The 19,160-nt window shown below is 56.5% G+C and carries 24 protein-coding genes; 14 read left to right on the top strand and 10 right to left on the bottom strand.

The annotated features are described in order from the left end of the window. The first annotated feature begins 43 nt into the window (after positions 1-43). From galE to HKD42_RS09715, 3 genes are all read left to right on the top strand, one after another. Entirely contained in the window at positions 44-1,045 is a 1,002-nt protein-coding gene (galE, locus tag HKD42_RS09725; protein WP_170012866.1) for a UDP-glucose 4-epimerase GalE, read from the top strand. A 124-nt stretch (positions 1,046-1,169) separates the two neighbouring features. Continuing rightward, positions 1,170-1,295 carry a type B 50S ribosomal protein L36 gene (gene ykgO, locus HKD42_RS09720; RefSeq protein WP_007165381.1) on the top strand — a complete coding sequence of 42 codons (126 nt, stop codon included), beginning with the start codon at positions 1,170-1,172 and terminating at the stop codon, positions 1,293-1,295. 83 nt (positions 1,296-1,378) lie between these two features. Continuing rightward, on the top strand, positions 1,379-2,023 hold the full coding sequence (locus HKD42_RS09715; RefSeq protein ID WP_246236956.1) for an HAD family hydrolase: 645 nt from the start codon (positions 1,379-1,381) through the stop codon (positions 2,021-2,023). A gap of 120 nt (positions 2,024-2,143) precedes the next feature. On the opposite strand, the gene HKD42_RS09710 is transcribed toward HKD42_RS09715, so the two are convergent. Further along, entirely contained in the window at positions 2,144-2,500 is a 357-nt protein-coding gene (locus tag HKD42_RS09710; protein ID WP_170012864.1) for a CC_3452 family protein, read from the bottom strand. 177 nt (positions 2,501-2,677) lie between these two features. On the opposite strand from HKD42_RS09710, the gene HKD42_RS09705 reads away from it, so the two are divergent. Next, complete coding sequence (locus HKD42_RS09705; protein ID WP_170012862.1) at positions 2,678-3,232, top strand: winged helix-turn-helix transcriptional regulator; 555 nt, start codon at positions 2,678-2,680, stop codon at positions 3,230-3,232. A 38-nt stretch (positions 3,233-3,270) separates the two neighbouring features. On the opposite strand, the gene HKD42_RS09700 is transcribed toward HKD42_RS09705, so the two are convergent. From HKD42_RS09700 to HKD42_RS09685, 4 genes are all read right to left on the bottom strand, one after another. Beyond that, positions 3,271-3,984: a cyclic nucleotide-binding domain-containing protein gene (locus HKD42_RS09700; RefSeq protein ID WP_246236955.1), complete on the bottom strand. Its 714-nt coding sequence runs from the start codon at positions 3,982-3,984 to the stop codon at positions 3,271-3,273. A gap of 111 nt (positions 3,985-4,095) precedes the next feature. Then, a complete protein-coding gene (locus tag HKD42_RS09695; RefSeq protein ID WP_170012860.1) occupies positions 4,096-4,569 on the bottom strand; it encodes a helix-turn-helix domain-containing protein in 474 nt (157 codons plus the stop codon). 89 nt (positions 4,570-4,658) lie between these two features. Continuing rightward, entirely contained in the window at positions 4,659-4,835 is a 177-nt protein-coding gene (locus HKD42_RS09690; protein ID WP_170012858.1) for a hypothetical protein, read from the bottom strand. Positions 4,836-4,901: 66 nt separating this feature from the next. Further along, positions 4,902-6,410 (bottom strand): YifB family Mg chelatase-like AAA ATPase, encoded by a 1,509-nt coding sequence (locus HKD42_RS09685; protein ID WP_170012856.1) that lies wholly within the window; start codon positions 6,408-6,410, stop codon positions 4,902-4,904. Between the two features lie 167 nt (positions 6,411-6,577). Here HKD42_RS09685 and HKD42_RS09680 point away from each other — a divergent pair, with 167 nt between their 5' ends. The 7 genes from HKD42_RS09680 (at position 6,578) to HKD42_RS09650 (ending at position 11,261) form a co-directional block, all read left to right on the top strand. Continuing rightward, positions 6,578-7,375, top strand: a complete 798-nt coding sequence (locus HKD42_RS09680; protein WP_246236954.1) for an alpha/beta hydrolase — start codon at positions 6,578-6,580, stop codon at positions 7,373-7,375. A gap of 67 nt (positions 7,376-7,442) precedes the next feature. Then, entirely contained in the window at positions 7,443-7,577 is a 135-nt protein-coding gene (gene rpmH / locus HKD42_RS09675; RefSeq protein WP_170012854.1) for a 50S ribosomal protein L34, read from the top strand. Between the two features lie 8 nt (positions 7,578-7,585). Beyond that, complete coding sequence (gene rnpA / locus HKD42_RS09670; RefSeq protein ID WP_170012852.1) at positions 7,586-7,978, top strand: ribonuclease P protein component; 393 nt, start codon at positions 7,586-7,588, stop codon at positions 7,976-7,978. Between the two features lie 68 nt (positions 7,979-8,046). Further along, positions 8,047-8,256: a membrane protein insertion efficiency factor YidD gene (gene yidD, locus HKD42_RS09665; RefSeq protein ID WP_170012850.1), complete on the top strand. Its 210-nt coding sequence runs from the start codon at positions 8,047-8,049 to the stop codon at positions 8,254-8,256. A gap of 62 nt (positions 8,257-8,318) precedes the next feature. Continuing rightward, positions 8,319-10,088, top strand: coding sequence for a membrane protein insertase YidC (gene yidC / locus HKD42_RS09660; RefSeq protein ID WP_170012848.1), 1,770 nt, complete (start codon positions 8,319-8,321; stop codon positions 10,086-10,088). 15 nt (positions 10,089-10,103) lie between these two features. Further along, positions 10,104-10,772 (top strand): ribosome biogenesis GTP-binding protein YihA/YsxC, encoded by a 669-nt coding sequence (gene yihA / locus HKD42_RS09655; protein WP_425500388.1) that lies wholly within the window; start codon positions 10,104-10,106, stop codon positions 10,770-10,772. Between the two features lie 60 nt (positions 10,773-10,832). Continuing rightward, complete coding sequence (locus tag HKD42_RS09650; protein ID WP_170012846.1) at positions 10,833-11,261, top strand: hypothetical protein; 429 nt, start codon at positions 10,833-10,835, stop codon at positions 11,259-11,261. Between the two features lie 32 nt (positions 11,262-11,293). On the opposite strand, the gene HKD42_RS09645 is transcribed toward HKD42_RS09650, so the two are convergent. Together HKD42_RS09645 and HKD42_RS09640 are read right to left on the bottom strand one after the other, a co-directional pair. Then, positions 11,294-12,484 carry an acyl-CoA dehydrogenase family protein gene (locus tag HKD42_RS09645; protein ID WP_170012844.1) on the bottom strand — a complete coding sequence of 397 codons (1,191 nt, stop codon included), beginning with the start codon at positions 12,482-12,484 and terminating at the stop codon, positions 11,294-11,296. A gap of 32 nt (positions 12,485-12,516) precedes the next feature. Next, positions 12,517-12,936 carry a VOC family protein gene (locus tag HKD42_RS09640; RefSeq protein WP_170012842.1) on the bottom strand — a complete coding sequence of 140 codons (420 nt, stop codon included), beginning with the start codon at positions 12,934-12,936 and terminating at the stop codon, positions 12,517-12,519. Between the two features lie 264 nt (positions 12,937-13,200). Between HKD42_RS09640 and HKD42_RS09635 the strand changes: the two genes are divergently transcribed. The 3 genes from HKD42_RS09635 to dapE are packed head-to-tail and all read left to right on the top strand — an operon-like array spanning position 13,201 to position 15,895. Next, the gene (locus HKD42_RS09635) at positions 13,201-13,869 is read left to right on the top strand and encodes a glutathione S-transferase family protein (RefSeq protein WP_170012840.1); all 669 of its coding nucleotides are present in this window, start codon (positions 13,201-13,203) and stop codon (positions 13,867-13,869) included. Next, entirely contained in the window at positions 13,866-14,774 is a 909-nt protein-coding gene (locus HKD42_RS09630; RefSeq protein WP_170012838.1) for a S1/P1 nuclease, read from the top strand. The genes HKD42_RS09635 and HKD42_RS09630 overlap by 4 nt, the downstream gene beginning before the upstream one ends. After that, positions 14,771-15,895 (top strand): succinyl-diaminopimelate desuccinylase, encoded by a 1,125-nt coding sequence (dapE, locus tag HKD42_RS09625; protein WP_170012836.1) that lies wholly within the window; start codon positions 14,771-14,773, stop codon positions 15,893-15,895. Before HKD42_RS09630 ends, dapE begins: the two co-directional genes overlap by 4 nt. On the opposite strand, the gene nth is transcribed toward dapE, so the two are convergent. The 3 genes from nth to HKD42_RS09610 are packed head-to-tail and all read right to left on the bottom strand — an operon-like array spanning position 15,892 to position 19,152. After that, positions 15,892-16,542 carry an endonuclease III gene (gene nth / locus HKD42_RS09620; protein ID WP_170012834.1) on the bottom strand — a complete coding sequence of 217 codons (651 nt, stop codon included), beginning with the start codon at positions 16,540-16,542 and terminating at the stop codon, positions 15,892-15,894. The two genes, dapE and nth, sit on opposite strands and share 4 nt — an antisense overlap. Positions 16,543-16,552: 10 nt before the next feature. Beyond that, positions 16,553-17,281 carry a 4-hydroxy-tetrahydrodipicolinate reductase gene (gene dapB / locus HKD42_RS09615; RefSeq protein WP_170012832.1) on the bottom strand — a complete coding sequence of 243 codons (729 nt, stop codon included), beginning with the start codon at positions 17,279-17,281 and terminating at the stop codon, positions 16,553-16,555. An 11-nt stretch (positions 17,282-17,292) separates the two neighbouring features. Then, on the bottom strand, positions 17,293-19,152 hold the full coding sequence (locus HKD42_RS09610; RefSeq protein WP_170012830.1) for an acyltransferase family protein: 1,860 nt from the start codon (positions 19,150-19,152) through the stop codon (positions 17,293-17,295). Positions 19,153-19,160: the final 8 nt, after the last annotated feature.

The following is a 19,160-nucleotide window of genomic DNA, read 5'->3' as shown; positions in this document are numbered from 1 at the left end:
ATTGCTAATGAAGGCCAAATTTTACGGGAAGGCGCTTAACGTTATGTCGAAACCAACAGTCCTCGTTACCGGCGGTGCTGGATATATTGGAAGCCATGCAGTGCTGGCATTGTTGGATGCGGGTTGGCCCGTGGCTGTGGTGGACAATCTTACCACGGGTTTCCGTTTCGCCGTTCCAGATGCGGTCCAGTTTTATGAAGGTGACATCGAAGACGGCGCATTGTTGGTTCGCATCATTGCCGAGCAGAAGGTCGGGGCAATCATGCATTTTGCCGGATCGATTGTGGTCCCCGAATCGGTCGAGAACCCGCTCAAATATTATCACAACAACACCGTCAAAAGTCGGGCGTTGATTGACGCTGCCGTAACCGGCGGCGTGCCCCATTTCATCTTCAGTTCGACCGCCGCGACATATGGCGTGCCAGAAGTGTCGCCGGTAACAGAGGATACCCCGCAAAAACCCATCAACCCCTATGGCTGGTCAAAGCTGATGACCGAGCAGATGCTGGGTGACACAGCCTTTGCACATGATCTGAATTTTTGTGCTTTGCGCTATTTCAACGTCGCCGGGGCAGATCCGCAGGCGCGCAGCGGGCAATCCACGGCGGGGGCTACCCACCTGATTAAAGTGGCGGTTGAGGCCGCATTGGGCAAGCGCGAGTCCGTTGCTGTTTTCGGCACTGATTATGACACCGCAGATGGCACTGGCGTCCGCGACTATATCCATGTTTCCGATCTAGCGGCGGCGCATGTGCTGGCGCTGGAGGCGCTGATTGAACAGCCGGAGCGTTCGCTCACCATGAATTGCGGCTATGGCGATGGGTTCTCTGTATTGGAAGTGCTGGATGCGGTGGACCGTGTCACAAACCGGACAATCACCCGGGTGATGGAGCCGCGCCGCGCCGGCGATCCTGCGGCGCTTATTTCGGACCCGTCGCGTATTCGCGCCACTCTGCCGTGGCAGCCAAAACACGCCAATCTGGACGAGATTATCGCCCACGCATTGCAATGGGAACGCAAGCTGGGTGAAATTCGCGGCGAATAGGGCGGCGAAAGGCAGATATTGCGCCGACAATACCTTGACTGATTATGATTCGCCGCCTAACTGCGCGACTGAAATTCCGGCATCGGGGTCTGTCTCCGGTGCCCTTCTTTTTGGAAATCGATCGATGAAAATCCGTAACAGCCTCAAGTCGCTGAAAAACCGTCACCGCGATTGCCGCGTTATTCGCCGCCGTGGTCGTACCTATGTGATCAACAAAACCAACCGCCGTTTCAAGGCGCGTCAGGGCTAATATGCCTACGCCGCGATGGTCTCGCGGCGGCATAGATCACATCATTAATTACAGGAGCCTCTGCGAAAGCGGGGGCTTTTTGTATGTCTGAGGCAGGTTTCAGCGATATGCAGAAAAACGGCCAGATTGCTGCCGTGGTGTTTGACGTCGGGCGGGTGATAGTCAGATGGAATCTGCGCTATCTGTTTGCCCGGTTGATTGAGGATGCGGACGAGCTTGATTGGTTTTTGACCAATGTTGTAACCGAGGAATGGCATTTTCAGCACGATGCCGGCCGCGATCTTGCGGATATGGTGCCCGAACGGCAGGCTGAGTTTCCTCAATATGCCAGCTTGATAGAGGCCTATCGGGATCGCTTTCTGGAGACGATCCCAGGGCCGATCCCCGGTACTGCTGATTTGATGAACCGGCTTGATGCAGCCGCGGTGCCGCTGTTTGCGATCACCAATTTTGGGGACGAGTTTTGGGCGCAATTCCGGCCGACACGGCCCGAACTGGATTTGCTGCGCGATACGGTAGTGTCCGGTACGGAAAAGCTGGTGAAGCCTGATCCGGCGATTTTCCAATTGGCGGAGCAGCGGTTTGGTTTTCCGGCGAGGGATATGCTGTTCATTGATGATAACGCCGCCAATATTGCCAGCGCGGACAGGCTTGGTTGGCAAACACATTTGTTCACCGATGCACCCACCTTGGAAGCAGACCTTAAGGCGCGCGGTCTTATACTCTGACAGGGCCTATGCTGGCTGATAAAAAACGGCCCCCGGATCATACCGGAGGCCGCTGAAGTAACCCTATCATTTAAGAGGATGAGGGTGAGGATAGGGTCGTGATAGTTCAGGGGGTGGGGATTACTTGCCGTTACACTTGGCCAGCTTGTCTGCCGCCAGCTCGTTGCCTTTGCTGGTGAACTTCGTGATGGTGCCCACTTCACGGGCCAGACGCTGACACATAACGACCGGGCGCGATGTGCCTTTGCCGGCTACGCAGCTGGTGCCTTCGCAGCGGAATACAGTGCCGCGCACAATCATGCGGGATTCGCTAGCCGGCTGGGCCAGCTCAACTGTGTAATATGGGCCGCTTGAGCGCGCTTCGGCGGCGGTGGGGGTCACAGCGGCGCCGATAGTGAGAGTGCTATAAAGCAGAGCAACTGAGGCAGCGCCTACAGTGCGGAACAGCTTATTCGACAGTGAAGGGGAGAGGGTCATGTCAGCTTCCTTTAGAGAGAGTGTTGGTTGTTGAAATATATTCCAACTGGCCGATCTAGATAACCAGTTGCGAATCACTACCTAGTTAGATAGATTGCAAGTTGCAACTAAAAACTTAATTTGGATATTGAGGGATACGCAAAGCGCGTTAGAGTGTTCCCATAAGGAAAGAAAAATATGGGCGATCTAAGAGAGCCGCTGAACGAATTGACCGATTGCGGTCTACCGGGCGCATTGGAAGTAATGGGCGAACGCTGGTCATTCATGATCCTGCGCGCAAGCTTTAACGGGCTGCACCATTTTGAAGAATTCCTGACAGAGCTCGGTATCGCTCGTAATATCTTGTCGAACCGGCTGGCCAATCTGGTGGCGCATGGCATTCTCAATCGGGAGCCTTGCGCCGATGATAAACGCCGGATCGAATACCGTCTGACAGAAAAGGGCTTCGATTTATTGCCTGCCATGCTGGCGCTGCGCCAATGGGGTCAGAAATACGGCGTAGAGATTACCGAAAACCCGGTACTTGTTGATGAAGTAGATCGGTTGCCCATCGGCCCGGTATCCATCTTGTCACATGATGGCCGTATTTTGGGGCCTGAGGATTTGCGACTGACGGAGCCTGAAAATCTAGGTGTCCGGGCAGACGGCACCACTGCCGTTCCGGGAAAATTTGGCAAGAATGGCAATGTCGCGCATCTGGCGGGAACATCTGCACGCGCCGTCAATGGCTGATTGAACGGGCGGGGCGGTACCAGCCCGCGCGGGCAGGCCTATGCGTCGGCCAGCAATTTTTCCGTTTCGCTATTGGCCGGCATGGCCGAATTTGGCCGATAGCTGGTGCTCAATTTCTTAGCCAGATCGCGCGTCAACAGCGCGGTGATTGCATTGCCCAGATTGGGTTTCTTTTTGCTGAGCTTGCGCAGGGCGTCAGCCGACCATTCGACATAGCGCACGCCTTCCGGGGCGACTGTTGTGGCCGTTGTGTCCCGGCCCAGAACATAGGCAATTTCACCCACAAAATTGCCTTCGGGCAAGCGGAACTGCCGCCCCGATTTATCGACCGATATTACGCCTTTAAATACGTAAAACAGCGCCCGCGAAGGTTCCGCTTCGCGGGTCATGACAGTCCCGTCCGGATCTGTCGCGGTCTTCCACTGCGCCAATTTGGCTACGTGGCGGAACTGCCCCGGCGCCAGCGTTTCAAACGCATCAAACAGCTGTTTTTCCTCTCCACTCAAGCGAAGGGTTGTCCGCTCCAAAATGATTTGGGCCAGTACGATCAGATTGGCGAGCACCAGAATAAGGCTGGTGATGATCGCGTCCCACAATGGTTCGGCGGGGAACAGGAAATAGTACAGAATGTAGAAGCCTGACCCGGCGAGGACCAGCACACGCAGCCACAATTCATCACGAACCAGAAAGGCGGCAATATATAATGCCGCGCCCAAATGAATCAGTAAGGATACATCGAGGATAGTCGACAAAATGCAATTCCCGCCATTTGGTGCAGCTTCTCAACTATGTTCATGTGCACAAATCGGCCCGGCGGCAATAGGGGCCCAGCTATTCTGCGCATCAAATTCGGTTCTGCGGTTCTACAGGCTTGAGAGATACCGCGCCATTTTCTGCCATCCGGCGTCGGACAGCTCGAGAAAAGCAATACGTTTGTCGGTCTCGCATTGGATCCGCGTAACCAGACCCTCTTCTTCCAGATAGTTGATCCACCGCAAGGCCGTGGTAGCGGGGGCACCCGATGCAAGGCATGCGTTGGAAACGCTGACCCGCCGCTGGCAGGCATAGTGGACAACCATATCCAGCAGCATATCCCAGGCAGGTTCGCCAAATATCTGGCAGCCGAATTCCGCCCTGCGTTGCTGCCGGTTTTTGTATTCGCGCTCTGCAATAGTGGCGATCAATTTCTGATCACGCTCGTGGATCACCCGCTCGCTGCGCTTGCTGAAATCGCGTTTATCTACCTTCTCGCCTGATTGGCCGAGACGGTTTGTGAGATCGGCGATTTGCCGGGCAAGCGACCTCACAGAGGCGATCATATTTTCGTTGCTAGTCAATCCCACCACCCTAAAATGACACCGGTGTCGCAGATAGCAATAAGGCGTGATCAATGCCAGTGCAAAAAAACTAATCTACAGCAGAAATATCATTTATCAACGCGGAGAGCATCTATAGCTTCGCTAATTTTGGCGCTGACACGGTGCAGTTCCAATTCGTCAGCTTGAGATAAGCAGTCTTTCAGTGACTGTTCTATCAGTTTAATGGGGCTGGGTTTTATATCGTCCTCATCCCGCTTAAAATTTTTGTTTTTGTCCTCACTCATAGTTGTGTTGCCTAAGCAAGCCTTGAATAAAAATCAACCACCGTTGCAATAATCAAATGACGGGTTTTAAGCGCGCGGTGGTTGCCTCCGGTAGCTCAGCGCCTCGGCAATATGGATGCGGTGAATGCCGCTTGATCCGTCAAGATCGGCGATGGTCCGCGCGACGCGCAATATCCGTGTATAGGCCCGCGCTGACAGCCGCATCGTTTCCGCCGCCTGCATCAATAGTTTCCGGCCGTCTTCATCCGGGCTGGCAAACAAATCGAGCGCGTCCCCTTCCAATTCTGCATTGGTGCGTGCCCCGCTTTCGTTAGACCGTGCGCTTTGAATTTTCCGGGCTGCAGCGACACGCTCTGCCACTTCTGCGCTGCCTTCAGCAGGAGGCGGCAAGGCCAGGTCTGCTGCGCTCACCGGGTCGACATCAACATGCAGGTCAATCCGGTCGAGCATCGGCCCGCTTACCTTGCTTTGATAGTCGGCGGCACATTTGGGCGCGCGCGAGCAGGCAAGCGCGGGATCGCCCAAATGTCCGCATCGGCAAGGGTTCATTGCGGCAATTAACTGGACACGGGCTGGATAGGTCACATGGGCGTTCGCCCGCGCCACATCGACTTTGCCGGTTTCCAGTGGTTGGCGCAGAGAATCGAGCACCGCGCGCTGGAATTCGGGCAGTTCATCCAGAAACAAGACGCCCAGATGTGCCAGACTGACCTCGCCCGGCTTCACTTTCAATCCGCCACCGGTCAGCGCAGCCATGCTGGCGGAATGATGCGGCGCGCGAAATGGGCGGGTGCGGCTGATCGCGCCGCCTTCGATCAGGCCGGACACAGACTGGACCATCGAGACTTCGAGCGCTTCGCTCGGTGATAATTCCGGTAGAATATCGGGTAAGCATGATGCCAACAGGCTTTTGCCAGCACCAGGCGGGCCATTCATCAGCAGATTATGACCGCCAGCCGCCGCAATTTCCAGCGCGCGTTTGGCGGTTTCTTGGCCTTTCACGCGCTTCAAATCCGGCCCGGGGGTTCTCGGCTCGATCGTTCCGGGTTCCGGGTCGGGCAGTCGCTGTGTGCCTTTCAAATGGTTGAGCAAGCTGACCAGATTGGGCGCGGCGCAGATGGGAATACCGCTGGCCCAGCGCGCCTCCGCCCCTTGGGCTGCGGGGCAGATCAGGCCGACATTTTCTTGGCTGGCATGGAGCGCGGCCAGCAGCACTCCCGGCGATGCCACTATGCGGCCATCCAGCGCCAGTTCGCCCACTGCCACCCAATCCCATAATTGCTCCGCATCGGTGACGCCCATCGCCCCCAGCAAGGCGAGGGCAATGGGCAGGTCATAGTGTGATCCTTCTTTGGGTAAGTCGGCTGGCGACAGGTTAATCGTGATCCGTTTGGGCGGTAGCGACAGCCCCATCGCTGACAGGGCAGATTGCACGCGCTCGCGGCTTTCGCCCACTGCTTTATCCGGCAACCCGACAATGGCGAAGCGCGGCATTCCCGGTGCAATCTGACATTGCACCTCGATCGCACGCGCTTCGAGACCTAGATAAGCGACCGTCCTGACCAATGCGACCACGCGCACCACCCCACAAATTGACTGGTCCTCACCGCTAACTGTTCTGACCGTAAAATTGTTAGCTGTCGACCCGTCAAACGTACCAAAACGGCACAGTACGAAAAAGAAAGTTAACGGCCAAGAAACTGTATCGCTTGGGGTTTGTGCAACACCACAGGCGTCATAGAATGGGTATGCGCACTCTTGTGGCCCTCTTTATTGCTCTTGCGACATTCTTCGCTGTCCCCGCCTCGGCTCAGGTCCTGTCGGTCGAGACATATGTTGAAGAATGGGATGAGCAGGCGCAGCGCTGGGTGCGTATCGAAGACGGCGCAGATCGTTTCGTTCATGCCCGCCCGGCAAAACCCAGCACCGCGGTTGAGGCGTACGGCCCGTTCCGGATCGTCGATGACCGCACTGCCGAAATGGTGGGTGTTACCGATCGCACATCACCCAGCCAGTTTGCAGCGATGGTACGGGATTACCCGCAGCTCCAAACGCTCCGGTTGATTGATGCACCGGGCACCGATGATGACCGCGCCAACCTCAAAGTCGGGCGTATGATCCGCGAGGCTGGTCTGGAAACGCACGTTCCCGCCGGCGGATCAGTACGGTCCGGCGCGGTGGAATTGTTCCTCGCCGGCGAAACCCGGCGAATCGATGATGGCGCGGAATTTGCGGTCCATTCGTGGCGCGATGAATATGGCCGTCAGCCGCAAGACTTTGCGATGAACGCACCGGAAAACAGCATCTACCTCGACTATTACCAAGATATGGGGATGGATGCAGGTGAAGCGCGGGCATTCTATGATATGACCAACTCTGTTGCATTTACGGATGCAAAATGGCTGACAGCGCAGGATATGCGAAGCTGGATTGGTGCCGAGACGAACCAATCGCAAGAAGGTTTTGTCCAGATTGCGCAGCCGAAAATTCAGGCCGCACCCATGCTGGCTTATCTTGACTTAGACCGCGCTCTGCCGTAGCGGGCACTGCATACGGAGGTCGTCCCCGATTGGGCGGCCCTTTTTATTTGATATTTTAGGTGTTCTCATGAAGCGTACTTTTCAGCCCAGCAACTTGGTTCGCGCCCGTCGTCACGGCTTCTTCGCGCGTAAAGCTACAGTCGGTGGCCGCAAGGTTCTGCGCGCTCGCCGCGCTCGTGGCCGTAAGAAGCTCTCAGCTTAATCCATACGATGGACACACCGCCCAAACCGGCGGTTATCCGGCAGCGTAAAGATTTTTTGGCTGCCAATCACGGGCTGCGCGTTGCGCGGCCCGCTTTCGTTTTGCTGGCTAACCCGAACTACGGCCAAGGCACACGATTCGGTATCACAGTAACCAAACGGATCGGCAATGCGGTGGTGCGCAACCGTATCAAACGCCGTTTCCGCGAACTTCTTTGGGAAGCGTTACCGGCTGAAGGCCTACCCGATCACGATCACATCCTGATTGGCCGCGATGCAGCGCTGACCCGTGATTTCGCGACGATGCGCAAAGAACTGGGTTACGCCCTGAAAAGCGCACGCGAGGGTAAAGGCGATCCACCGCGCCGACCGCGCCGGCCCGGCGGTAAGGGGCGTAAGTGATGCACCTGCGTAAACCGCTCAGCTGTGTTGCTCTCGTAAATCACCTGATCATCCCTATTTGACGATTTGTGAAAACGATTTTCATCTGGATTGCACGGCTGTGGCAGCTTGGCCCATCGCGGCTTTTGCCGCCGACGTGCCGCTATATGCCGTCATGCAGCGAGTACGCGATAGAGGCGCTGGGCAAATATGGTGCAATCAAGGGTGGATGGTTGGCGCTTAAGCGTATATTGCGCTGCCATCCTTGGGGCGGACACGGGCATGATCCAGTACCATAAATCGTGTGATCCCCATGACATGATAGCTCTGATTAGACAGATAGACATAACGGAATTCGATCTTGGACAATACGCGTAATCTTCTGCTCGCAGTGGTGCTTTGCGGCCTTATGCTGCTCGGTTGGGACGCCGGTATGCGGTATTTTTACCCGCAACCCGCCGTGGAAGCACAAGCAGAAGTGGTGGCTCAAGCTGATGCAGTGGATGCCGCAGCTACATCCGGAACCCGCGAAGGCGGGCTGACCGACCCAGCGGATATTGCCCAAGAGGAAGCCGATCTGGAAACAGAACTGGTTTCGGCAGAACGCGTGCAGATCGATTCGCCCGAAGTTACCGGTTCGATCAATCCGGTGGGCGCGCGGATCGATGACATTACGCTGAAGACACACCGCCAGACGGTTAAGAAAGATAGCGGCCCGGTGCGTATCCTTTCGCCCAATGGCACGCCCGCACAGCATTTTGCTGAGTTTGGCTTTATCGTGAATGAAGAACGGATTGCCCAAAACGTTGTTTGGGAATCCGAAGGCGGCCCGCTCGCCCCGGGCAGTCCGGTTACGCTGCGGCATGACAATGGTAACGGCCAAGTGATGACGATCGAGCTGTCGATTGATGATCACTATATGATCACTGCCAAACAGACGATTGCCAACCTGTCTGAAAACGCAATTATTGCACGGCCATTCGGCCTGATTAACCGGGCCAGCAAGACCGCAAGTTCTGACACATGGAACGTGCATTCCGGCCCAATCGGCAATTTTGGGGATGCGGTTCAGTTCGGCCCTGATTATGATGATTTGGCGGAAGATATTGCCGAAGGAAAAACGGAAGGCCGCGCGCATTGGCTGGGCTTTACCGATATTTATTGGTTATCCGCGCTGATCCCCGAAGATGGCAGCGACGCGGATGCGGATTTCCGTTCTCTGGGCAATGGCCTGTTCCGCGCTGACTTGATTTATCAACCCGTCACCGTCGCAGCGGGTAAGCAAGTATCCAAAACCACACGGCTGTTTGCGGGCGCTAAGGAAAGCAATGTCCTGAGCGAATATGAAGATGCCGGTGTCGATAAATTCGGTAAGTCCATCGACTGGGGCTGGTTCGAGATTATCGCATGGCCGATCTGGTGGCTGCTGACTCATCTGTTCGGCCTCGTCGGTAACTTCGGTGTCGCGATTATCCTGCTGACTGTGATCATTCGCGGGGCGCTGTTCCCGATTGCGCAAAAGCAGTTTGCCAGCATGGCCGCGATGAAAGCGATCCAGCCGAAGATGAAGGCGATCCAGGAACGCTACAAAGACAATAAGCAGGAACAGCAGCAGAAGATTATGGCGCTGTATAAGGAGGAGAAGGTCAATCCGCTTGCGGGTTGTCTGCCGATCCTGATCCAGATCCCGATCTTCTTCGCGCTGTATAAAACGCTGCTGCTGTCGATTGAAATGCGCCATCAGCCGTTTGTCCTGTGGCTCAAAGATTTGTCTGCGCCCGATCCGGCGCATATTCTGAACCTGTTCGGCCTGTTGCCATTCGATGTACCCAGCTTGCTGGCCATCGGCCCATTAGCGATTTTGCTGGGTGTCACCATGTGGATGACATTCAAAATGAACCCGACAGCGATGGACCCGATCCAGCAGCAGATCTTCAACATCATGCCGTGGATGCTGATGTTTGTGATGGCGCCGTTTGCCGCAGGTCTGCTGCTTTACTGGGTAACCAACAACGTCCTCACGCTGGCGCAGCAAAGCTATCTTTATTCCAAACACCCGCAATTGAGAGCGGCGGCGGAAAAAGAGAAGGCCGACAAAGCCATTGCGGCAGCGAATGAGGCAAAGGGATAACCGGTGAGCAAAGCATTGAGCCTTGAAGAGCTGGAGGCTCACGAAGAAGCGGAGCGGGAGGAGCTGGTACGCCGTGCGTCGAAGCTTTTTTCCGGACGGGTGGATTTTCTGCTCTCCGCGCCGCAACTGAAATTTTTGCCCGAACCAACCGTGCCGGAAATAGCCTTTTGCGGGCGGTCTAACGTCGGAAAATCCAGCCTGCTTAATGCCATTACGGGGCGCAAGGCGATTGCGCGCGCCTCTGTCACGCCCGGCCGGACGCAGGAACTGAACATCTTTGAGGTGGGCGATCCGACTGTGTTCCGGCTGGTGGATATGCCCGGCTATGGTTATGCCAAAGCCCCGCTCAAAGTGGTTGAGCAGTGGAAGAAGCTGATCAAGACCTATCTGCGCGGGCGGCAGGTTCTGCACCGCACGCTGATGCTGGTGGATAGCCGCCACGGCCTGAAAGAAGTGGACCGCGATATGATGCGGATGCTGGATGAAACCGCCGTCAGCTACCGGGTGGTCCTCACCAAAGCGGATAAGATCAAAGCCAGCGCATTGGACGCAGTGGCTGCCAAAACCGCCGAAGAAATGGCCAAGCACCCCGCCGCTTTTCCGGAACTCCACATCACCAGCGCCGAAAAAGGTATGGGCATCGCGGAACTGCGCGCCGCCGTGCTGGGGGATGCGGGGGTTTAGGCGGGCGTCCGCCAACGACCCAATTGCGGAAGTTGCCACGGATAGTTAATCTCGCGTCCCATGAGGCTCTTTCCTTTAACACTTTCGTCCGTGCTGTTCGTCGCAGCGTGTTCGCCCGCACCCAACAATAATGTGACTCTTGAGACAGCAGATGGACCTGCTCTCGAACTGGTTCTGGAAATCGAAGAGCGATTGTCACGTGACACCTGCCTCAAAGATATCGCGACTATGCGAAGAGAGTATCGGTATGGGATGCGTGACGGAAAAGAAATTCGAGAGCTGATCGACATTAGGGTTCAAGAGGCTGGCTGGGATGATCTACCAGGCGGAATAATCATCAAAGGACAATCCAATTTCGGTTCTTTTGATAGCCGGTCTTACTTTGTCGCCTTTGCGAACTATCACATCGCAAATGACGATTTGGACCTGTGGGCGTGTGGTGACAATGCGGCAGGTGCCAATTCTATTCGCCATAAATCGCGATATTGAAGGCCATCAAATGCGCCCGGTTCCCAACCCAATCACAATCCCAGCACATGCTTCGCGATAATATTCCGCTGAATTTCGTTGGTTCCGCCGTAGATGCTTTGCGCGCGGGTGCCCAGATAGGTCGCTACGCCCGGTGCGGCGAAGGCTGCCTTGCCCGTCCATGCCGGGCTGACGCTATCGGCAAATTTGCGCATTCCGTGCTCGCCCGCCGCGACACAAAACAGCCCGGTAATTTCCTGCGCGGTCTCGGTCGCCATGATTTTTAGGATCGAGGCTTCATTGCCCGGCGATCCGCCATCTTTTACCGAACACAGCACGCGCAAAGTGGTAATCTCCAGCGCATCCACCCGCATTTCGGCAGCGCTCAGCCGCGCGGCGAATGCGCGGTCATCAATCAGCCGCTGATTGCCGCCGGTGGGTATTTGGCTGGCGATGGCACGGATGCTGGCCAGCTGGCTGCGTTTGCCGCCAATCCGCGCATAGGATGTCCGTTCATTCCCCAGCAGATATTGCGAATAGGTCCAGCCTTTGCCTTCTTCACCGATGCGGTTGGCGACTGGCACACGGACATCCACAAAATCCACCTGACTTAAATGATATTTCCCGTCGATGGAGATGATCGGCTTCACCGTGACGCCGGGTTGATCCAGCTGCGCGCAGATGAACGTGATGCCCATCTGCTTTTTCGCTTCCTGCGATGTGCGGGTGAGCAGGAAAATCCAATCCGCATGATTGGCAGCAGAGGTCCAGATTTTGGTACCGTTGAGTATATATTCGTCCCCGTCACGCACAGCGGAAAATTGAAGGGAGGCGAGGTCTGATCCGGCCCCCGGCTCGCTATACCCTTGTGCCCAGCCAACCGAACCGTCGGCAATACCGGGCAGCCACTGTGCCTTTTGTTCATCGGTGCCGAATGTATACACCACTGGTCCGACATAGACGACGCCCATTGGCGTAACAGTGGGTGCGCCCGCGCGCTCTAACTCATCATCGAAAATATATTGCTCTTCGATCGACCAACCCGGACCGCCATATTCAGCAGGCCATGCACTGGCCAGCCAGCCCTTTGCGCCCAGTGCCATTTCCGCTTTGCGTACTTCAGGGGTGGTCAGGCTGGCCCCGCGCGCGACTTTATCGAGGATATCCTTGGGATAATCGCGTTCAAAATAGGACCGCACATCTTCGCGGAATTTAACGAGTTCGGGATCGTAATCGAGGTTCATATCGCGGGTCCATCCAATGGTTGGATATCAGACTAACTCGCGAATAGCGCCGCGTCATCCGCAAATGCCTTCATCTCCAGCGCATTGCCCGATGGATCGCGGAAAAACATTGTTGCTTGTTCGCCCGGCTTGCCTTTGAACCGAACGGTGGGTTCGATTACAAACTGCGTTCCCGCGGCGCGCAGCTTGGCGGCCAGATCGGTCCAGGCTTCCATCGTCAGAACCACGCCGAAATGCGGCACCGGTACGCCGTGGCCGTCAACCGGGTTCTTGGCGGTATCTTCCCGCGCGCCTTCTACCAAATGGGTCACGATTTGATGACCGTAGAAATTGAAATCAATCCACTGCGCGCTGGATCGCCCCTCTGCGCAGCCTAGTGTGCCGCCATAAAAGCTGCGGGCGGCGTCGAGGTCATTGACGGGAAAGGCGAGATGGAACGGGCGTAGCGTCATATCGCTATCCTAATCAGTAATTGCTGATGGCCAAACCATTTTCCTACTTGTCGTCCGCCAGTCATATAATCATGGATGAACAACACTGACCAAATGCCGTCCGTTGCCCGCGCTTTTCGGCAGCAGTCCAAGACACGGTCGCGGCGCACTGCTTTTCGGGAAATGGTGTCCCAGTACTCTGTCCCACCTGTCCCTTTCGTTCAGTCTCGACACAGAAAGGATGAACGGGTACGCCGTATATCAGGTGGACATAAGGTACAGACGTTGAAGCTGATTATAGGCAATAAGAATTACTCCAGCTGGTCGCTGCGCGGTTGGTTGGCGGCGAAGCAATCCGGCCTTCATTTTGAAGAGATCACTGTCAATATTGGCGGCGAGGAATGGGCCGCAGCCAAGAAAGAGTCGGGCGAGATCATGCCCGCAGGCAAGGTTCCGATCCTGTGGGACGGCGAGACGGTTGTATGGGATTCCAGCGCCATCATGGAATATCTGGGCGACAAGGTTGGCCGCGACCGGTTCTGGCCCAAAGATGAGACGGCCCGCGGTATGGCGCGCGCCATGGTTGGCGAAATGCACAGTTCTTATCTCGCTTTGCGCCGCGAATGTCCGATGAATGTGCGTAAGCGCTTTGAAGGCGTATCCATTTCTGAAGACGCGAAGAACGATATTGTCCGGATCTTGCAATTATGGGCAGAGGCCCGCGCTCGCTTCGGGCAGGGCGGCCCGTATCTGTTTGGAACCTTTGGTGCGGCGGATATCTTCTACGCGCCGATAGTCAGCCGGTTTCTGACTTATGGAATTGGTGTTCCCGGTTTCGCAGAGGCTTATATGCAAGCGGTCTGGGAACATGAATGGATGCAGCAATGGATTGCCGGCGCAGAAGACGAACAATGGGTGTTGGAACAATTCGAAACGGCCCCGCCAGCAGCATGACCACCACAATTACAAAGCGGGCCATAGGCAATTTGGCGGCTGCCCTCGCGCTGGTTGTCACCGGCTTGACCCCCAGCGGCGCTGCCGCGTGGGGCGGTTTTGGGCACCGGACAACGGGCGATATCGCGCTGGCCAATGTGAAGCCTGAGACACGCGCCGCGATTGACCGGTTGATGCGGTATGAGAAAGATCTGGGCACGCCGGAATGTGCTTTAAAGACGCTGCAAGATGCGACTGTATGGGCGGATTGTGTGCGCCGGACGCGGTGGCGCTGGGGCTATACCGCTGCATGGCATTACCGCACGACACCTATCTGCGAAGACTATCAGCCGTGGCGCAATTGCAGCGGCGGAAATTGCGTGACTGGCCAGATAGAACGTAATCAGCGCCTGCTGGCGGATGAAAGTTTGCCTGGTCCGATCCGGTTGGAGGCGTTGGCATTTATGGTCCATTTCGTCGGCGATATTCATATGCCGCTGCATTCGGGCGACAAGGATGATCGCGGCGGGAATGACCGCACAGCGGCTTACGGCGACGTCCCCAATATGAATTTGCATTGGATTTGGGACGGTGCACTTGCAGAGCGTGCGATCACATCCACCCAGCGTCCGATTGCGCGCCGTTACAGCGATGCAGAGCGCGGGGAGCTGGGCGGTGGGGAACCTGCCGATTGGGGCCGTGAAAGCTGGCAGACTGCGCGCGATTTTGTCTACGCTACAGCATTTGATACCGACCCCTGCGCCACGGATTTGCCTGATGAAACAGCGTTGAGCCAGGAAGATATCGTGGCCGCTGTGCCGATTGCCCAAAAGCGCATTCGGCAGGCGGGTATCCGCATGGCCGCTATGCTCGATCAAGCCTTTGAACCAGGCGCCTTGCCAGAACCGGAGCGTCGCCGCCGATGACCACTGCCTTAGACTATGCTGAAAAACTGATTGCGGCACCCAGCGTCACACCTGCCACGGGTTTGGTATTCGATGTGATGGAAGAGCTGCTGAAACCAATGGGTTTTGAAGTCCATCGTTTTATCAAGGGTGAAGCGCCCGATGGCCCGGTGGAAAATCTGTTTGCCATTCGGCGCGGACCGGCAGGATCGAAGCACTTTTCCTTTGCTGGCCATTTGGATGTCGTGCCGCCGGGTGATGGCTGGACCAGCGCACCCTTTGCGCCGGAACGGCGGGGCGATTTGCTGTATGGGCGCGGCGCGGTCGATATGAAGGGCTCGATCGCCTGTATGATTGCCGCAATGGCGGATATTCCGGCAGATGCCGGCACAGTGAGCTTTATCATTACCGGCGATGAAGAAGGCCCTGCGGTCTATGGAACGCGCGCGCTCATCGATTTCATGCGCGAGCACAATATGGAGCCTGATCTGTGTCTGGTGGGGGAACCCACGTCGGTCAACCAGCTGGGCGATATGATGAAAATCGGGCGGCGCGGCTCGGTCAATATCTGGATCGAGGTAGACGGCACGCAGGGCCATGTGGCCTATCCGCATCTGGCAGATAATCCTTTGCCTAAACTGGTCGCGATTTTGGCTGAGCTGGATGCTCTGGTGCTGGATGAAGGAACCGATTGGTTCCAGCCATCCAATCTGGAAATTACCGATCTGGAAGTCGGCAATCCGGCGCATAATGTTATCCCGGCCAAAGCCACCGCGCGGCTTTCGATCCGTTTCAACGACACGCATAGCGGTACATCTTTGTCCGACATGGTGGCCGCGATTGCCGAAAAGCATGGCGGGGTGGCCAAACCGATCATTTCGGGCGAACCGTTCCTAACCCCGCCGGGTGAGTTTTCGCAGATTATTGCAGATGCGGTGAAAGCCGAAACGGGGATCGATCCGGAACCATCCACCACCGGCGGAACGTCTGACGCACGGTTCCTGCGCGCGGTCTGTCCGGTGATCGAATTCGGTCTGTGCAATGCAACAATGCATAAGCGCGATGAAGCGGTTGCGATTGCTGATCTGGATGTGCTTGCGCGGATTTATACGCGGATTGGTAAAGCGGTTCTGTCTGCTTAGGCCGCTTTGGGATCGGTCAGCACTTTCTTGCGGAAGCTGCACAGATCGGTCAGCGGGCAGCGCCAGCATTCCGGCGTCCGCGCTTTGCAGATATAGCGGCCATGCAGGATCATCCAATGGTGCGCGTGCAACCGGAAAGGCTGGGGCACACGCTTTTCCAGCTTGGCCTCAACCGCTTCGGGTGTTTTGCCTTTGGCGAGGCCGGTGCGATTACCAAGCCGGAGGATATGGGTGTCGACCGCGAATGTTTCTTGCTTGAACCAGCAATTGAGAACGACATTGGCGGTCTTGCGGCCCACACCGGGCAGAGTCACGAGCGCGTCGCGGTCATTCGGCACTTCGCTGCCATAATGATCAATCAACCGCTGGGAGAGTAGAATGACATTCTTGGCTTTGGAATTAAACAGCCCGATGGTTTTGATATGCTCTTTCAGCCCGTCTTCGCCCAGCGCCACCATTTGTTCAGGCGTGGTGACTTTGACAAATAGCGCGCGAGTGGCTTTGTTCACGCCGACATCGGTCGCCTGAGCGGACAAAGCGACGGCCACCACCAGCTGATAGGCATTGCCATATTCCAGCTCTGTTTCCGGTTCTGGATTGTCTTCTGCAAGACGGCGAAAAAACTCAAAGATTTGGTCTTTTGTCATGCTGATACAGTCACAGAGAAAGCACGTCATTCATGGTGTATCGGCCAGCATTCTTACCAATCAGCCACTCTACGGCTTTCACTGCACCGCGCGCGAAGATCATCCTGTTTTCAGCATTATGGGTGAGGGTGATCCGTTCCTCGTCACCTGCCAGAATGACGCTGTGATCGCCAGCGACAGTCCCGCCCCGTAGGGCCGCAAATCCGATTGCGCCTGTTTCGCGGGCGCCGGTTTGGCCATCGCGCCCGCTGTCTTTTACGTGATCCAGATCAACCCCGCGGCCTTTCGCAGCGGCTTCCCCCAACAGCAAAGCGGTGCCTGATGGCGCATCCACTTTCATCCGGTGATGCATTTCGACGATTTCGATATCCCAGTCGGTGCCAAGCCGTGCGGCGGCTTCCTGCACCAGATGCGCCAGCAATGTCACACCGAGCGAGGTATTGCCCGTTTGTAGCACTGCGATCTGCCGGGCTGCTGAATCGATATGCGTGTGATGTGCTGGCTCCAGACCGGTGGTGCCGATCACCAAAGCGCAGCCAGCAGTTCGGGCTGCGGAAAGATTATCTTCCAGCGCCGCGGGGGCGGAAAAATCCACCAATGCATCGCACTGCGCCGCCAGCGCCGTAACATCGCCGCCTTTGTCGACACCGCCGACATATTCATGACCGGCTTGTGTGATCGCTGCCATCAGGGCCTGCCCCATGCGGCCTTCGCTGCCAATTACGCCAATACGGGCCATATGCCCCCCGTTTAGTCTGCAGTGCCTTCTGCCAATACGCGCCGCGCGCCGGCCAGGCTCAAATGATGCGAATCGAAATAGAGCGGTTGGCCGTCTGCGACAATGATGCTGTTGTTTCCGGTGAACAACATATTGGCTGGTTCAATTATTCGCACACCTTCGCTGCGCCATTTGGCGAAGTGCTGTGTGAACCAATCGGTTTGCGCTTTGAAAGTAGACCGTGAGGCTGTCTGCGCGTTTGCGCCGTGCAAGGCGAGCCGGCGCGGCACGGACGATGTTTGTGGCGGTACGGGGCCAATCAAGACCACGGATTTCCCCAAGGATTGTAACTGCCCGATTGTGTCATCCATCAATTTCCCGGCATCGGCATCGCGGTAATTGTCGCGCGCCCAGAATGCGGCAAGATACACAGTCTGTATCGAAGGGCTATCGGCCAGCTCTGCCCATACCGCTTGGTTGAAAGTGAGGCAGTCCGGATCGCGTACATCATCATATCCGATAGCAGGCGCGCAGCTGGCGCGGGTGCGTTGCGCGATGGAGCGCCCGTCTTTGCTGTATTGCTGCCCCAGTTCCCAAGCGAGCTCGACCCCGTGGCTGTCGCCCCATATCACGGCCTGGGGCTGGGCATCTGCGCCCAGGGTACATTGCGGTCTGTCGCCGCCAATCTGGTTGGTAATGCACGCATCGCGAACCGGGCTAATATCATTGACGGCTGCTGCAAAGCGTACAGTTTCCGCGGGAAAACGGCTTGTCCAACCCCCTTGCATAATCATGAGCACTGCCGCCAGTGACAGCGCGCCCATGCCCGCTGCGCTCCATTGGAAAACCCGTTTTCGGCCGAAACTGGCCGGGTTGCGAAACGGCCTTTCGATAAACCGCCAACTGGCCCATGCTGCAACCAGCGATGCGGCGATCACAGCAGCAGGCTGCCACCCGCTCAGCGGGGCGTCTTGGGCATATTGCGTGAATACAATCAGCGGCCAATGCCACAGATAAAGCGAATAGCTGATCAGACCGATTGCGACCGGTCCGCGCATTGACAATAACCGGCCGGTCACGGTCCCCCTGGCGCAATGGATCAAAATGGCAGCGCCCAGCACGGGGGGCAGGGCGGTAAGGCCGGGAAAGATCGTGTCTTTGCTGTAGAATATCGTTGCACCGATGATGGCGATCAGAGCGCCGCCGCATAGCACTTCGTTGATCCAGCGGTTTTTGATCACCGGGGCCACACCCAATGCCAGCAGCGATCCGATCAACAGCTCCCATGCGCGCGGGGGGAGCAAATAAAAGGCAAAGCTGTCCGTGTCAGCTTGCTTCGCCACCGCCCAAATAAAGCTGCCGATCGTCAATGCGATGACAGCGCGCAGCCGCCAGCGGGGCGCTATCCCTGCGATGACGATCAGGATCACCGGAAAGATAATATAGAACTGTTCTTCCACGCCCAAAGACCATGTGTGCAGCAGCGGCATGGTTTCGGCAGCGGCCTGAAAATACCCGGCTTCCATAAACAGCCAGACATTGGCGAGGAAGCCCAGCGCAGCCAGAGCGGATCGGGGAACGCCTTCAAAATCGCCGGGTAGATAGAGCCAGCTGGCGCCGATCAATACAAAGGCAATCACGGCAAACAGGGCTGGTAATATCCGGCGTGCGCGGCGTTCGTAGAACTTCAGAATAGAGAAATCACCCGCATCAATTTCGCGGGCGATAATCCCGGTGATCAGATAGCCGGAGATGACGAAAAATATATCGACGCCAATGAAACCGCCGCTAAATCCGGGGACATGCGCGTGGTAAAGCAGCACAGGCAGCACGGCGAGCGCGCGCAGCCCGTCAATATCGGGGCGGTAATTTGGATGGGGTCTGCTGCTCATTACGCTTG

The sequence above is a fragment of the Pontixanthobacter rizhaonensis genome (assembly GCF_012972675.1).
GTDB classification, from domain to species: Bacteria; Pseudomonadota; Alphaproteobacteria; order Sphingomonadales; family Sphingomonadaceae; genus Pontixanthobacter; species Pontixanthobacter rizhaonensis.
Note: the sequence above shows the minus strand (reverse complement) of the source record. Positions and strands in the feature narration are given on the sequence as shown.